This window comes from Streptococcus sp. DTU_2020_1000888_1_SI_GRL_NUU_041A, from assembly GCF_032387735.1.
Classification (GTDB): Bacteria; Bacillota; Bacilli; order Lactobacillales; family Streptococcaceae; genus Streptococcus; species Streptococcus sanguinis.
The window spans coordinates 1514239-1528257 of the sequence record NZ_CP135591.1; the positions used below are offsets into that span (position 1 = coordinate 1514239).

At 44.0% G+C, this 14019-nt stretch carries 16 protein-coding genes; 3 read left to right on the forward strand and 13 right to left on the reverse strand.

The genetic code is table 11. The annotated features are described in order from the left end of the window. Positions 1-14: 14 nt before the first annotated feature. The 4 genes from RSK81_RS07400 to RSK81_RS07415 are packed head-to-tail and all read right to left on the reverse strand — an operon-like array spanning position 15 to position 2134. Positions 15-644: a hypothetical protein gene (locus RSK81_RS07400; protein WP_002924309.1), complete on the reverse strand. Its 630-nt coding sequence runs from the start codon at positions 642-644 to the stop codon at positions 15-17. Further along, positions 638-808, reverse strand: coding sequence for a hypothetical protein (locus tag RSK81_RS07405; protein ID WP_002924308.1), 171 nt, complete (start codon positions 806-808; stop codon positions 638-640). The genes RSK81_RS07400 and RSK81_RS07405 overlap by 7 nt, the downstream gene beginning before the upstream one ends. Continuing rightward, on the reverse strand, positions 805-1533 hold the full coding sequence (gene yaaA, locus RSK81_RS07410) for a peroxide stress protein YaaA (RefSeq protein ID WP_002924307.1): 729 nt from the start codon (positions 1531-1533) through the stop codon (positions 805-807). The genes RSK81_RS07405 and yaaA overlap by 4 nt, the downstream gene beginning before the upstream one ends. Before the next feature lie 16 nt (positions 1534-1549). After that, the gene (locus RSK81_RS07415; RefSeq protein WP_315686364.1) at positions 1550-2134 is read right to left on the reverse strand and encodes a VanZ family protein; all 585 of its coding nucleotides are present in this window, start codon (positions 2132-2134) and stop codon (positions 1550-1552) included. A gap of 129 nt (positions 2135-2263) precedes the next feature. Between RSK81_RS07415 and RSK81_RS07420 the strand changes: the two genes are divergently transcribed. Both RSK81_RS07420 and trhA read left to right on the forward strand, forming a co-directional pair. Further along, a complete protein-coding gene (locus RSK81_RS07420) occupies positions 2264-2725 on the forward strand; it encodes a DUF1836 domain-containing protein (RefSeq protein ID WP_002912701.1) in 462 nt (153 codons plus the stop codon). Further along, positions 2709-3356, forward strand: coding sequence for a PAQR family membrane homeostasis protein TrhA (trhA, locus tag RSK81_RS07425; protein ID WP_002900134.1), 648 nt, complete (start codon positions 2709-2711; stop codon positions 3354-3356). Before RSK81_RS07420 ends, trhA begins: the two co-directional genes overlap by 17 nt. 63 nt (positions 3357-3419) lie before the next feature. Here trhA and RSK81_RS07430 read toward each other — a convergent pair whose 3' ends face one another. Together RSK81_RS07430 and RSK81_RS07435 are read right to left on the reverse strand one after the other, a co-directional pair. Further along, entirely contained in the window at positions 3420-3986 is a 567-nt protein-coding gene (locus RSK81_RS07430; RefSeq protein ID WP_002912702.1) for an ECF transporter S component, read from the reverse strand. Then, positions 3967-4833: a pyridoxamine kinase gene (locus RSK81_RS07435; RefSeq protein ID WP_002912703.1), complete on the reverse strand. Its 867-nt coding sequence runs from the start codon at positions 4831-4833 to the stop codon at positions 3967-3969. Before RSK81_RS07435 ends, RSK81_RS07430 begins: the two co-directional genes overlap by 20 nt. 39 nt (positions 4834-4872) lie before the next feature. On the opposite strand from RSK81_RS07435, the gene RSK81_RS07440 reads away from it, so the two are divergent. After that, positions 4873-6192, forward strand: a complete 1320-nt coding sequence (locus RSK81_RS07440) for a PLP-dependent aminotransferase family protein (RefSeq protein ID WP_315686366.1) — start codon at positions 4873-4875, stop codon at positions 6190-6192. 49 nt (positions 6193-6241) lie between these two features. Here the strand turns inward: RSK81_RS07440 and RSK81_RS07445 are convergent, their stop codons facing one another. The 7 genes from RSK81_RS07445 to rfbB all read right to left on the reverse strand — a co-directional run bounded on the left by RSK81_RS07445 (position 6242) and on the right by rfbB (position 14016). Continuing rightward, complete coding sequence (locus tag RSK81_RS07445) at positions 6242-7981, reverse strand: ABC transporter ATP-binding protein (RefSeq protein WP_315686367.1); 1740 nt, start codon at positions 7979-7981, stop codon at positions 6242-6244. A gap of 1 nt (position 7982) precedes the next feature. Then, a complete protein-coding gene (locus RSK81_RS07450) occupies positions 7983-9725 on the reverse strand; it encodes an ABC transporter ATP-binding protein (protein WP_315686369.1) in 1743 nt (580 codons plus the stop codon). Between the two features lie 87 nt (positions 9726-9812). Next, positions 9813-10484, reverse strand: coding sequence for an MmcQ/YjbR family DNA-binding protein (locus tag RSK81_RS07455; protein ID WP_125401983.1), 672 nt, complete (start codon positions 10482-10484; stop codon positions 9813-9815). A 34-nt stretch (positions 10485-10518) separates the two neighbouring features. Beyond that, positions 10519-11151 carry a copper homeostasis protein CutC gene (locus RSK81_RS07460; protein WP_185755034.1) on the reverse strand — a complete coding sequence of 211 codons (633 nt, stop codon included), beginning with the start codon at positions 11149-11151 and terminating at the stop codon, positions 10519-10521. 64 nt (positions 11152-11215) lie between these two features. Next, entirely contained in the window at positions 11216-12076 is an 861-nt protein-coding gene (locus RSK81_RS07465) for a GNAT family N-acetyltransferase (RefSeq protein WP_125401981.1), read from the reverse strand. Positions 12077-12166: 90 nt separating this feature from the next. Next, on the reverse strand, positions 12167-12766 hold the full coding sequence (locus RSK81_RS07470) for a hypothetical protein (protein WP_125401980.1): 600 nt from the start codon (positions 12764-12766) through the stop codon (positions 12167-12169). A gap of 203 nt (positions 12767-12969) precedes the next feature. Continuing rightward, positions 12970-14016 carry a dTDP-glucose 4,6-dehydratase gene (gene rfbB / locus RSK81_RS07475; RefSeq protein WP_002909476.1) on the reverse strand — a complete coding sequence of 349 codons (1047 nt, stop codon included), beginning with the start codon at positions 14014-14016 and terminating at the stop codon, positions 12970-12972. Between the last annotated feature and the right edge of the window lie 3 nt (positions 14017-14019).

Sequence of the window (14019 nt, forward strand, 5' to 3'; positions counted from 1 at the left end):
ACCATCTTGGAGCTCTATCCATTCTGTAAGATTTCGTTTTCTTTCCTTTTTCTCCGCTGACCCGACAACATGATACATAGCAACAGTACTATCATACGAAGAATCAAATAGACTAAACGAAGGATTTTCATCTTACCAAGAGCAGACAAAAACTCCTCCCTTGCATACCCTATCTCATGGGTTAATTCCTCAATAGTCTTGCCTGTCTTTTGCTCCACAATAGCTGCATTCTTTGATATTAGATAGTATCTAGTGTCTAATGTCGAAAAATTTGATTTGGACAACGACCCGTCTAAAGGAAATGAAATCGCATAATTTTCCTTATTAGGAATCCGATTGTATTCAGCGGAAACCTGATCATCATATTTACTAGGGTAACAGGTCATTTTTATATTTTCATAGTCTAGATGCATAATGCCATCCAAGATGTTACTAGTCCATTCTTCCGCATAGTGGTATAGATTCGCCTTTCTATCTACTATTGGCCAAACCATAACATACCGACTATGCATGAATTCCTTGGTCAAGGCCGAGTTGTTAGCTAAACTAGTCGCACCAATCTCGTATACTGACCAAATAAGAACTATGAGCATTAAGAAAGCTTGAGTTGGTTTGTTTTTATAATAGTTTTTCATTTTTAACATTTTACTCTTTGATTGCATGCCTGACGGCCTGCTTCCATCCCAGCAATCTCTGTAGTATAGCTGAACTCTACCTGCTGATTTTGCCTGCCGCTTGTATCTACTCCAACCAATTCACTGATAGCATTCTGAGCGGAAATAGTATCAGACTTGACTTTTCTTTTCACACTTCCTTCACATAAACCAGCTCTTGTTCACTAGATAGATCAGGTCGGTAGGTGAAGCCTGCGAAGTTTAATTTCTTCATCTGTTCGACTTCTGTTACTTGGTTAGTTATTAGAGTTGTTAAAAACTCACCACGCGCTTTTTTAGAAATGGTCGAATGGACTTTTAGCTTGCCGCCTCGGTCTTCCAGAAACTTAAAGCCTATCATGCGCTGGCGAATTTCCTTGGAAAAGACTGTTTCAAACTCGCTGGACAGGAGGGAGAAAATCACCTCCTCTTCTGCCAGAGCCTGGTCATAAGCTTCTTTCCAAAATGCCTTGAGACTCTTCCCATCTAACTTGAGTGGCATCATAAAGTCCAAGCGATGGGGCGCTATGGGCTCCAGGGCTGGGATGACACCGTAAAGCGCTGATGTGATGGCAAGATGCTTCTCGATATACTGACTTTCCTCCTTGGTATAGTCCTGCCTCTTGATATGGCGGTACATAAGGCCATCAAATAGATAAAGTGCTGGAGCATCCTGCGCAGTTCCTTCTCGCAAAGCCTGAAGGGCTTGCCACTCTACCTCCGCTCTTTCTGAGGAGATTTTATAAAATGATGCCAAATCAGTTACTGACATGGTTGCCAACTCATCCAACACAGCCTGAGTTTGTGCTGAAAGTGGATTAGGAGTTGCAGATGACGCAGTTAGATTCAACTCTTTGGCAGTTGGGATAAGAATTTTCATAGTTTCCTTCTTTCATTTAGTGAATATGGCGGACAACCCATTTACCCAAGGCTGTCTCTAGTAGATAGCTGCCGATGATGAAGCCTAGCAGATTAGTCAAGATATCACCCAAGTCAAAAATGCCCAGGTGAAAGAGATACTGGCTCCCCTCAACCAGACTGATAGCCAAGGTAAAATAAGCCACATGTTTCCATGACAGCTTGCAGAGAAAGCCCAGCGGAATGAACATAATGATATTCATGGTGGGTACCAGCTTATCTCCATAAATCCAATTATAGGTAAAAGACTGCAGATCTAGACTGAAGCCCTGTTTACCGATATTTTTCAAAAAGAGAGCATAAAACAAAATGATAAAATAAAGGGCGTAACTAGCTAGCACCAGCCAGCGGGGAATATGCCGACTGTAGAGGCCACGAATGAAAAGTGAGCTAATCGCTGTCAGAGTCAGGATGATAGAAGCTGGTATCAACAGATTCCACTCTGGCTGATTCTTGTAAAAGACGACGGCTACGTAGGCATAAAAAAAGCGCATATAGAGCCAAGACCAAAAAATCAGACTACCTAGGAAGGCTGCCATATCAAAGATTGTTTGTTTTTCCATCTGAAACCTCCCTTTCTTCTTTTTAAAATTATATCAAATTTTAATGGGACATTCTATTTTTTGCTTGACTTTGATTTGCAGAGATGTTATCATCTAGTTATAAAGACTAGATAAGAAAGTGATAAAGATTTGAACGCTCAACAAGTTTTTCCCAAGTGGGACGAAATACCAGAACTAGATCTATATTTAGACCAAGTTCTGCTCTATGTAAACAATGTCTGTGGCTCTTCCATTTCAGTTGCTGACAAGGGATTGACCGCTTCTATGATTAACAACTACGTCAAGCATGGCTATATTGCCAAGCCGGTCAAGAAGAAATATCAACGTCGCCAAGTAGCACGCTTGATTGCCATTACAACCTTAAAAACGGTCTTTTCTATCCAGGAAATCTCGGCTACTTTAAATATGCTGCATAAAGAAGCAGATTCGCGAGAACTCTATGATGACTTCGTTGACTACATGAATGGCAATAAGCTAGAGGTGGCGCCCATCATTTCCACAGCCTGCCAGACGGTCAAATTCTATCAAAAGACCTTATCCCTAATCCAAGTACCAAATGAGGAGGAAGAAAATCTTGAACTACGCGCTTAAACTCAGTAAAAAACTATCCTTCGGAGAGGAAATTGCCAACGCTGTTACCCATGCGGTAGGAGCTGTTCTGATGCTGATTCTGCTGCCTATCTCAGCTATTTATAGCTATGAAGGACACGGCTTGGTGGCTGCTGTTGGAACTTCTATCTTTGTCATCAGCCTCTTTCTCATGTTCCTCTCTTCAACTGTCTACCATTCAATGTCCTATGGCTCGACCCACAAGTATATCTTGCGCATTATCGACCACTCCATGATTTACATCGCCATCGCTGGCAGCTACACGCCAGTCGTGCTGTCACTGATGAATAACTGGTTTGGCTATCTCATCATTGCTATCCAGTGGGGCACGACCATCTTTGGCATTCTCTATAAGATTTTCGCTAAGAAGGTCAATGAAAAATTCAGCTTGGCTCTCTATTTGATTATGGGCTGGCTGGTTGTCTTTATCATTCCGCAGATTATCGGTCAAACTGGACCTGTATTCTGGGGGCTCATGCTGGCTGGTGGCCTCTGCTATACTGTAGGAGCTGGCTTCTATGCTCAAAAAAAGCCCTACTTCCACATGATTTGGCATCTTTTCATTCTAGCGGCCTCTGCCCTGCAATACCTTGCTATCGTTTACTTTATGTAAGAGAAAAATACAAAACCGTCTGAGGATTCTCAGACGGTTTCTTTGTTTCTGATAATTATTGATTCATCCTTGCTTTTCCAGAGTCCTTCTTTTCTTGTGCACTTTTCTGACTTGCTGAAAGATTGGATATAAGATTGGGACGGCGATGACTGTCGCTAGACTAGAGCCAAATGTACCAGTAATCTCAGCTACTGCCAGCAAAAAGGCTGCTGGTAAACTGCTCCCACCAAGCAGTGTTCCTGTCAGAGTGTACTTGAGGATATTAAGCACAATCTTCACCAAAGCTGCGGCTGCCGCTGTCACAAGAATATTTCTTAGCTTATCCTTTCTCTGAAAGAGTCCTTCATACAGAAAATGAATCACCACGGCTACCGCAAGTGCTTCTAACAATATAATTGGGATTTCTGCCGCATAACCATTTAACAAGTCAAATATTCCCAATCCGATAGCGGCTGCTAAAAAACCGAGTTTACTGCCAAAAATCAGACAGCCCACTACCACAAGTGCATTTCCAAAGTGAATAAACTGAGCTCCGACAGGAATTTTAAAGAACTGAATGCTCAGAAAAATTAAAGCAGCAAATAAACTAATCATGGTTAAGGTTTGCAAATCAAGTGTTTGTTTCTTCATCTTTTTCCTCCATTAAGGCTTGAAAATCAGCGAAAAGCTCTCCTAGATAGGGCTGGTAAAAAACGCCCTTCTTTGGATCTATTTGCTCTTTAAAGCTAAGTGCCAAGCTCTTTTCAATAAACTTCAAAATCACCGGCAGGGCTTGCTTGATGTCGACCCCCTGAACAAAAGCCGCAGCTACAAGTGTCGTCAATATATCACCCGTTCCAAAAAATTGCTGGGGCAGAGCTGGACTAGAAAAGAGGTTAAACTCCTCTGTTGCCGCATCAAAATAGGCCACACCAATCTGATTCTCTTTCATTGGCAAGCCTGTCAACAAGACCTTGCTCGGTCCTAACTCAGCCAAACGCTTGCTATAGTCCTCCCATCTATCTTCTGATAAACTCTTTTCGTAGGATTCTTCTAACAACAAACAGGCTTCCGTCAAATTGGGCAGAACCAAATCAGCATGTTGGCAGAGGCGACGCATATGGTCTAGATGGGCATCTGAAAATCCCTGATAAAAAGTCCCCTTGTCCCCCATGATAGGATCCACAATAAGGGGCAAACCTTTTTCCTCTTTAAAGCGCAGCAAATGTTCCACCTGTATGTCAGATTTCAAATATCCTGTTACCAGAGCTGAAAAGTCGAACTCCAAGCTCTGCCATTGTTTCAAAAAGGCAAGCGTCCCGTGCGTGTAATCATCTATATAGACGTCTGAAAAACCGCCTGTATGAGACGACAAAATCATAGTTGGCAACAGAGCCACCTCTAGCTGGCAAATTGCAAAGAGCGGCAGGGCAGCTGTTGCGGCAACCTTACCTAAGCCAGAAATATCTGTGGCCAGAATGACTGTTTTTGTTTTCATGACTCCTCCTACTTGCTCTCTATTGTAAAATATCTGAAAATGAGTTACAATATGAAAAAATCAAATCTGTATGGGGACAGTTTTATGACCAAGGCAAAATACCAACGTATCGTTGATAAGATTACTAAGGATATTAAAGAGGGAAAATTGGCTACTGGTCAGAAAATCCCTTCTGTGCGCAAGCTGGCAGAGCGTTATAACTGCAGTAAAGATACTGCGCAGAAGGCTCTGATTGAGCTCAAGTATCAAAAGTACATCTATGCCGTTCCCAAAAGTGGCTACTATGTGCTGGAGAATGCCCAGGAAGAAAAGCAGGATTTGGAGCTGCCTGTGAGGGATGACCGCCACCAAGCCTATGAGGATTTCCGACTCTGTGTAAATGAAACTCTGATTGGCCGGGAAAATTATCTCTTCAACTACTATCCTCAGCAGGAAGGACTGGAGGATCTGCGCCGCTCTGTTCAAAAACTGATGCTGGACTCTGCTGTCTATGCTTCTAGGGATCAGTTGGTACTGACTTCCGGCACCCAGCAAGCTCTCTATATCCTTTCACAGATTGAATTCCCTAATAAAAAAGAGCGTATCTTGGTGGAGCAGCCAACCTACCATCGGATTAATGATCTTCTGCTAGCGCAAAAACTTCCTTATGAAACCATTGAAAGAACACCACAGGGGATTAACCTGCAAGAGCTGGAGAGGATTTTTCAAAGCGGAAAGATCAAGTTTTTCTACACTATCCCGCGTTTTCACTATCCCTTGGGCCACTCTTACAGTCGGCAGGAAAAGGAAGAAATTCTTCGGCTAGCCCAGCTCTATGATGTCTATATCGTAGAAGATGACTATCTATCAGACTTTGATAGCCGTCGGGAGCTGACCTTTCACTATCTAGACAATAGCCAGCGGGTCATCTACATCAAGTCCTTTTCAACCAGCCTTTTCCCAGCCCTGAGGATTACCGCCCTGCTCCTTCCGCCCCAGATTCAAAAAACCTTCATCGCTTACAAAAGCGCCGTGGACTACGACAGCAACCTCATCATGCAGAAGGCCCTATCGCTCTATATCGACAGTCTCATGTTTGAAAAAAATAGGCTGGCTCTGCTGCAGCTTCAAGAAGAGGAAGTAAGAAAGGCGCAGACATTGCTAGAGCAAGCTCAACTGCCGCTAGCCAGCTATCTGACCAAGGACGGCATTCTACTAGACTTAAGGTCACTTCCTTCCGTCAGTGCTCTCAAACACAGCAGCCTGCCGCTTGACTTCTTTGAACAGAGCTACCTTGCTAGCTGTCCTTACCAGTATGCCAAGCTGCCTTACGATAACTTAGAAGAAAATATAGAGAAATTAAAAGGCTATTTAAAATAGGTGTAGAATTCATTTGGAATTCTACACCTTTCATTTATAATCAGGCTTTTCAAGACTCCATCATTCCAGCCTGCAGTTGGTACATTTTCTTATAGGTGCCATCTTGAGCTAGCAATTCTTCGTGGCTGCCGGATTCGATAATGCACCCCTTATCTAAGACATAGATGCAGTCAGCATCCTGAATGGTAGACAGACGGTGGGCAATGGCAATGGTTGTCCGCCCCCGCCGCATTTTTCTCAGTGAGGCTTGAATCAACTCCTCTGTCTCCGAATCAATATTGGCTGTCGCCTCATCCAAAATCAAGATTTTAGGCTTAGTAGCGATGGTTCTGGCAAAGGCTAAAAGCTGCTGTTGACCGCTGGAAAAAGTCGCTCCCCGCTCAGTCACAGGGGCATCATAGCCTTGAGGGAGCTGACTGATAAAGCCATGAGCATCTACAAACTTAGCCGCTTCTATAATCTCTTCACGCGTCAGCTGCTCTTGGTAAAGCTGAATATTGGAAGCAACGGTACCGTGATAAAGGAAGGGATCCTGTAAAACAAGACCAATCTTTCGCCGCAGCTCCTCCTGACTAAAGTCTTTAATGTCACGGCCATCAATCAAAATCTGCCCCCGCTCAAACTCATAAAAACGCAGGAAAAGATTGATAATAGAGGACTTGCCAGAGCCAGTCGAGCCCACAAAGGCAATCGTCTGGCCTTTTTTGACAGAAAAGGAGATATCCCGCAAAACATCACGCTTTCCATCATAAGAAAAGGAAACATGCTTGAATTCGATGCTACCATCCTGAATTTGCAAGTCTTGGTTAGCCTGCTCAGGCTCGTAGTCAGTACGATCCATGATTTCAAAAACCCGCTCCGCAGCAACCATAGATGTCTGTAAAACAGAGTAATTCTGCATAACATCAATCAAAGGATTAAAAAGTTGATTGACATACTGGATAAAGGCATACATAATACCTGCCGTAATTCCCACCACTTGCCAAGTCAGGCCAAAGTAAGTCAGAATCACTCCATAAGCCAAGATTTTCAGAAGAGACATGGCCGGCCTCAGAAAGAGACTATTGATATTGAGATAGCGATTGGTGAAGCCTAAATGCTGACCGTTGATTTCTTCAAATTCCCGCAGCAAGCGCTTCTCTTGCCCAAAAGCCTGAATAATCCGCATTCCTTCAATACTTTCAGATAGCTTGACATTCAAATCGCTGAGCTTATTCCGGACCTGCTTCAGCTGACGATTGGATAGATGCTGATAAAGCAAGATAGAAGCTGCCATCAGAGGTAAAAAGAGAGCAATCATCAGGGTCAATTGCCAGTTGAGGGCAAACATGGCGCTCAAAGTAACAACTAAAATCAGCAAGGAGCTCAAAAAATTAGAAAAAATCTCACTGAACATATCTGCGACTGCCTGAGTATCATTAGTCAGGCGGGAAACGATAGCACCAGCTGGCGTCCTATCAAAATAAGCCATTTGCAGACGCTGGATATTGGCAAAGCTTTCCTGTCGCAAGTCCCGAACCACACTTTGAGCCACACGCGCAAAGAAATACTTTCCCAAGAAGGTAAAAAGTACCCGCAAGAGGAAAAGACCATAGTAAAGAGCCAGCAAAGGCAGGCCAGCCCAGGTTTGATTGCGGCCAATAAACTGATCAATAAAATAGCGGGCCAAGAGCGGCAATGCTGTTGTGACCAGAGTCGTCAGCAGGATGAAGGTCAAAGCCATGCTGCTCACTATCCTGTAGCGCCACATATAGCCTAGGAGGCGATGAAAAGTTGCTTTCTTTTTCATATTAATCTTCCTCCTTCAAGCTTTCTGCCAGTTGCTGATTATGATATGTCTGGGCATACCAGCCCTCTTGCTCCAATAGCTCTTGGTGGGTGCCCCGCTCCTTGATACGTCCTTCTTCCATGACCAAAATCAGGTCTGCATGCACCAAGGCTGACAGCCGATGAGCTGTGATAATGGTTGTCTTGCCAGCACGCTCTGACTTTAGATTTTCTAAAATCAGATGCTCCGTCTTGGCATCAACAGCCGACAGGGAATCATCTAAAATCAGAATTTCAGGATTGGTAATAATAGCCCGACTCATCGCCAAGCGCTGCTTCTGCCCGCCAGATAAGGACAAACCCCGCTCACCAACAACTGTATCCAGCCCCTCTGGCATAGCCTGAATATCCTCATACACACCGCATAGTTTAGCAGCAGCTAGAACCTGGCTATCTGTCAGCTGGGGATTCGCAAAGCGGATATTGTCCCGAATGGACAGAGCAAAGAGCATCTGTTCCTGTGGTACATAGCCGATGAGACGACGCAAGTCTTTGAGGCGGTAGTCTCGGATATCATGGCCATTCAGATAGATAGCCCCCTCCTGAATATCCTGCTCCCGCAGCAGCAAGCGCAGAAGAGTAGTCTTCCCTGAGCCCGTCTGACCGACAATTCCCAGTGTCTGTCCCTGATCAATGGAAAAATGAATATCCAATAAACTAGTCTCCTCTGCATAAGCAAATTTCTGAATGTCATAATCCAATCGACCATTTTCCGCATGAGAGAGGGGTTGTTCAGCTTCCTTGACATCTGACTCCTGAGCCAGCAGTTTCTCAATCCGCTCATAAGAAACAGCACCTCGCTGGCCGATGTTAAAAAGATAGCCTGTAGCCTGCAGCGGCCAAACCAGCATATCCAGATAAGTGATAAAAGTTACCAACTCTCCTATGGTAAACTGCCCTTGGGAGATAAAAATTCCACCGAAAATCAAGGTCAAAACATAAGAAAGACCGATAAAAAGCAAAACCAAGGGGTCAAAAAGAGAATCGTACTTGGCAGCCAAAACATTTTTTTCGTAGACTTCTTGATTGGTCTTAGCAAAAGACTGAGTCTCAGCTTCATGATAACCAAAGGACTTGGTCACTCGAATACCTGAAACACTCTCCTGTACCTTATTGTTCAAATCTGAAAAAGCCTCTTGAGCAGCCTTAAAACTTTCATGATTTTTTCGACCAATCAAGCCTGTGCCCCATGACAAGAAGGGCATGGGCACAATGGCAATCAAGGTCAGACGCCAGTCCAAAATGAAAAACATAGTCAGCAGGGTCACTAGAGCTGTAATAGAAGCATCCACAGCTGACATGACTCCACCACCAGCCAGACTAACAACTGCATTGATATCGTTTGTTGCATGAGCCATCAAATCCCCTGTTCGGTATTTCTGATAAAAAGAGGGAGACATGTGAGTAAAGTGCTCGAACAATCGAGAGCGCAGAATCCGTCCCAGATTATTGGACGTCCCTAAGATATAAAGACGCCAGACATAGCGCAGGCCGTACATGATAAAAGCTGAAGCAATCAGCAACAGCAAATTAAATAGCAGCTCTTGAGAAGTCAGATGTTTGCTAGCAATTCGGTCAATAACCTGACCGATGACTCTGGGCGGTATCAGATTGAAGACACTGACCAAGGACAAGGCCAAAATACCGATGATATAGCGCCGCTTTTCCAACTTAAAAAACCAGGCTAATTTTCTAATGAGGTTCATAATTTCTCCTATTCTTACTAGTCTTTTTATTATACTGTTTTTTGAGGAAAAATGAAACACAGCGGATTGGAACGCTGTGCTTCGATTCTATTTTTTACTGGTCAGCTGGTAACTAACAGCCAGTAAATCAAAGATTTCCTGATCGCTCAGTCTATCATCCAAGGGCAGACTGAGCCAGTATTTCTTATTCATGTGAAAGGCCGGGTAAATCCCCTTTTTCTGAATCAGCTCTGCCACATGATCATTCTTAACATTGAGCACCTCAATAGCGCCGCTTCGCTCTGCTTCAAACTTAGACCAGTCTGTGGTCAAAAAAGCTCCGTACCATTTTTTACTATCCTGGTGGCGGAAAACCCCTGCCTTAGTCGAGCTCTTTCTGGACGACTTCTCCCAGAGGTACTCTATTTGCCCCTGATAAACCTCAGCTGCATGATCCCGCAGTCGCTTACTCTGCTCATAGAGAAAGCCAACTTCGTCAAAACAGTGCTGACGGATAGCCAGCAGAGCTGCCTGACAAGCTTCACGAACCTGACCGACAAACTCACCCGTCACCTGCTCCATCTTGACCTGCAGATAGGCGTCATCAGTATCACAGTCAAAGACCTGATAGTCCAGCTTCCCACCTCTAATAGTTACTTCCAAGCGGAAGTCACCCTTCATAATCTTCTGCGAGAAATGGTAAGCTCCATCAGACTCTTTAAAGCCGTAAGTCTGAAGCTTGTCTAGATTAACCTTGTATTTTTCAAATAATTCCAACATCTACTTAGCCGCTGCTAACGCAGCTTACCCCTCCTTAAAATATAATTTTAGTTCCATGCAGCTGGTCTACTGCCAGACTGTCTATAACTTCCTGACGATTGCCCAGATGAATACCACCGCCCGGCATGATATCAATCCGATCAGCAGCATGCTCGATTAATTCGTCCAGCCAAGCAAAATGCTCCTCAATCGGCTCATTAGCAGGTCCTCCGTGGGTCAGAATTCGCTGGACACCGTTCTCAATCAGCCAGTCCATTTCGCCAAACTGGTATTCAGCTGGGATTGAGTCAAAAGCCATGTGGAAGACTACTTCCAGTCCCTTGCAAGCCTCTAGCAGGCGCTGCATCTTCAGAACATCTATTTCGTTCTTCTCCGTCAAGGCACCAAAAACCACTCCCTGACTGCCGGCTTCCTTGGCTTTTTGTATATCTGCCAGCATAATCTCAATTTCAAGATCAGTGTAAACAAAATCACCGCCCCGTGGCCGAATCATGGTCATCACAGTCGCACCATAAAGCTTGGCTAAGTCAACTGCTGCTTGAATCACGCCATAGCTGGGCGTCGTGCCACCAACAGCCAGATTATCACAGAGCTCAATCCGCTGGGCTCCAGCCTTCATAGCCTTTTCTAACAAGGTTACATTTTCCGCACAAAATTCATAAAGCATTATCTTACCTCTGATTTAATATATTGATTTCCTTTATCTATTATAACACAAGAGCTTCGCGATATCAGCTCTTATCAAATTTTCCAGCTTCTCTCTTACACCAATCAAGCCAATTGGTTTGATAGTCTTCCTTGGACAAGATACGGTTCTGTAAATCAGCTATTGAGAAGACGCCTCTTTCTTGACAAGCCTGAACACAGTATTGATAAAAATCCCAGTTAAGCTCATCCCTATCATAATAGATGGGGATATGAGAGAGGCCAGCCTGATATGCCTTAAAGGCTCTGCTATGTCCATCAGTAAAGAAAACTTTTCCATCCATGCGCTTGACAGGTAAAGCTTCAAGTTCTTGTTGGTCAAAATCAATGCTAATCCTGTCCAGCTTTTCCCGTGAAAGGTAGAACTGACTGGGCTGGATCTGCGCTATGGGCAAGGTCAAATCAAGTGTATAGGACCTACCTCTCTCCCTAGCATGAGTTGGATAGAAACCAAACGACTCAAATAGACTGCGAGAGGGCTGATTGAAATCATAAATTTCTTGAACTGTTAGTTTCTGATAGTCTAGATTGCGTGCGCGCTGCATCAAAGCAGAAAGAACTTTCTTGCCAACTCCTTTCCTACGGTAGTCCGCATTTCCAATGATAATAGGCAAATCATCTTGCCAAAAGGTCACATCCCCAATAGTCAACCAACACTCCTGCTCCAATACTTCAATAAAATACACTTCACCTCGCAAAGCCAAATACTCATACATCCTTTGAACTCGCTCCGGCGGATAGGGGTCTCTTCTGCCATCAATCATATAAATCGTATCTGGATCTTGGTACCAGTCCAAGGCCAGCTCAAAATGGCCATCATAGGCCCGCAAACGTAGATTGTTATCAATAACAATCAGCCCCTCTTGCTGGATATTAGGAATAGGCATCTTTTCTCTCTCACAATGCTATCGCTCAAATAATAGTATAAAAACTCCATTTGATTCGGAAGACTTCTTCCTCAAATGAAGTTTTCTTTTTTAGATTCCATAACCCATGCTGAACTGGATTTTCGCAGCGCCGTTCTGGAAGCTGATTTTGTTAATGCTGAATTGACTCTGCGGCAGAGCTAGAAGGAAACTATCTCCCTCCGTTGTGATAGATGAATTAGAGGCCTGCATTTGTTGCTTCAGCATGCCTGTCACCCAAGATTTAGGGATAGGAAGAGAGCCTAGCTTGGCACTATCAATTGTGATGTGCAAGACATTATCCCTCACCGTCACATCCACCTCTAGGTCCAGCTTACTGCCAATGAAGAGCAATTTGACTGGATACTGGATGCGCAGCTTATTGCCTTCAATACTGTAAACACTGTTCAGCAGCTCCTGATTCTCAGAGTCAGTCAGAGAAGACTTGAGCACCTGATTAAGCTGGACGCTATTGAGAGAAACTTCCGTGCTGACTCCCTGAGCCGTCACATTGGCGTTGCTCAAAGCTGGCTCAATAATACTCATCCAAGAAGCACTGCCTTGAACATTCTTTAATTGTTCACTTTGATTAACAGATGCAGGGACCAGAAACAGCACCGCCGCAAGCAACAGCAGCAAAGCAATTCCCACTACTCTTTTTACCATTTTCATGTTTGTATTCCTTTAATTTGAGAAAATCCCTTTAGCTAAAAACACAGCAAGGATTTATCTTATTTTACACTATTTTTGCATAATTTTCTGTAACAAACATATTAAAAAGCTAACAATCCTGTGAGAAAAGGCTGGGACAGATAATCCCAGCCTCTCAATCACATAGCGCTAGTTTTACAAGGCTCATCATAGATAGCCTATTCTTATTTAATTACTTCCTGAGTCTTAGCATAGTTGGCTTCGACTGCTTCTTTTTCTGATTTCCACCAGTCTTGGTTGTCCGTGTACCACTTGATGGTCTCTTTGAGACCCGCTTCAAAGTTGGTGAACTCTGGCTTCCATCCTAGCTCATCGCGGAGCTTACTGGCATCAATGGCATAGCGGAGGTCATGGCCGGCACGGTCTGTCACATGGTCATAAGCATCTGCTGGCTGTCCCATTTCCTTGAGAATCAGCTCCAGAACTTCCTTGTTGTTCTTCTCACCGTCAGCACCAATCAAGTAAGTTTCGCCGATTTGTCCCTTGGTCAAAATCGTCCAAACACCTGATGAATGGTCATTAGTATGAATCCAGTCACGAACGTTTTTACCTTCACCGTAGAGTTTTGGCTTGATACCGCTCAAGATATTGGTGATCTGGCGCGGAATAAACTTCTCAATGTGCTGGTAAGGACCATAGTTATTTGAACAGTTAGAAATCGTCGCTTTGACACCAAATGAGCGCACCCAAGCTTTAACAATCAAGTCTGAAGCTGCCTTGGTTGATGAGTAAGGCGAGCTTGGATTGTACTTGGTTTCAGCAGTAAATTTTTCACCTGGGCCTTCTCCATGTCCTGGCAAATCTTCACGCAGAGGCAGGTCCCCATAGACTTCGTCAGTCGATACATGGTGGAAACGAATATCGTACTTACGAGCTGCTTCCAAGAGTGTGTAAGTTCCGATGAAGTTGGTGTGGATAAATGGACTCGGGTCATTGAGCGAGTTATCATTGTGACTTTCTGCCGCATAGTGAACGATAGCATCAGCTTCAGCTGCCAGCTTATCAACCAAGGCTGCATCAGCAATATCTCCAACAACCAGCTCAACACGGTCGCCTAAAATTTCTTCAATATTGGCACGATTACCAGCGTAAGTCAGCTTGTCCAGCACTGTCACATGGACATCTGGAAAGTTATTATAAACATAATGGACAAAGTTAGAACCAATAAAACCAGCTCCACCTGTCACGATAATTTTTTTGTATTCTGTCATTGA

What these genes read in the sequence shown, in the direction of transcription:
- RSK81_RS07400 (WP_002924309.1), bottom strand. Translation starts at nt 644, where the DNA reads ATGTTAAAAATGAAAAACTATTATAAAAACAAACCAACTCAAGCTTTC.
- yaaA (WP_002924307.1), bottom strand. Translation starts at nt 1,533, where the DNA reads ATGAAAATTCTTATCCCAACTGCCAAAGAGTTGAATCTAACTGCGTCA.
- RSK81_RS07415 (WP_315686364.1), bottom strand. Translation starts at nt 2,134, where the DNA reads ATGGAAAAACAAACAATCTTTGATATGGCAGCCTTCCTAGGTAGTCTG.
- RSK81_RS07430 (WP_002912702.1), bottom strand. Translation starts at nt 3,986, where the DNA reads ATGAAGAAACAAACACTTGATTTGCAAACCTTAACCATGATTAGTTTA.
- RSK81_RS07435 (WP_002912703.1), bottom strand. Translation starts at nt 4,833, where the DNA reads ATGAAAACAAAAACAGTCATTCTGGCCACAGATATTTCTGGCTTAGGT.
- RSK81_RS07440 (WP_315686366.1), top strand. Translation starts at nt 4,873, where the DNA reads ATGAGTTACAATATGAAAAAATCAAATCTGTATGGGGACAGTTTTATG.
- RSK81_RS07445 (WP_315686367.1), bottom strand. Translation starts at nt 7,981, where the DNA reads ATGAAAAAGAAAGCAACTTTTCATCGCCTCCTAGGCTATATGTGGCGC.
- RSK81_RS07450 (WP_315686369.1), bottom strand. Translation starts at nt 9,725, where the DNA reads ATGAACCTCATTAGAAAATTAGCCTGGTTTTTTAAGTTGGAAAAGCGG.
- RSK81_RS07455 (WP_125401983.1), bottom strand. Translation starts at nt 10,484, where the DNA reads ATGTTGGAATTATTTGAAAAATACAAGGTTAATCTAGACAAGCTTCAG.
- RSK81_RS07460 (WP_185755034.1), bottom strand. Translation starts at nt 11,151, where the DNA reads ATGCTTTATGAATTTTGTGCGGAAAATGTAACCTTGTTAGAAAAGGCT.
- RSK81_RS07465 (WP_125401981.1), bottom strand. Translation starts at nt 12,076, where the DNA reads ATGCCTATTCCTAATATCCAGCAAGAGGGGCTGATTGTTATTGATAAC.
- RSK81_RS07470 (WP_125401980.1), bottom strand. Translation starts at nt 12,766, where the DNA reads ATGAAAATGGTAAAAAGAGTAGTGGGAATTGCTTTGCTGCTGTTGCTT.
- rfbB (WP_002909476.1), bottom strand. Translation starts at nt 14,016, where the DNA reads ATGACAGAATACAAAAAAATTATCGTGACAGGTGGAGCTGGTTTTATT.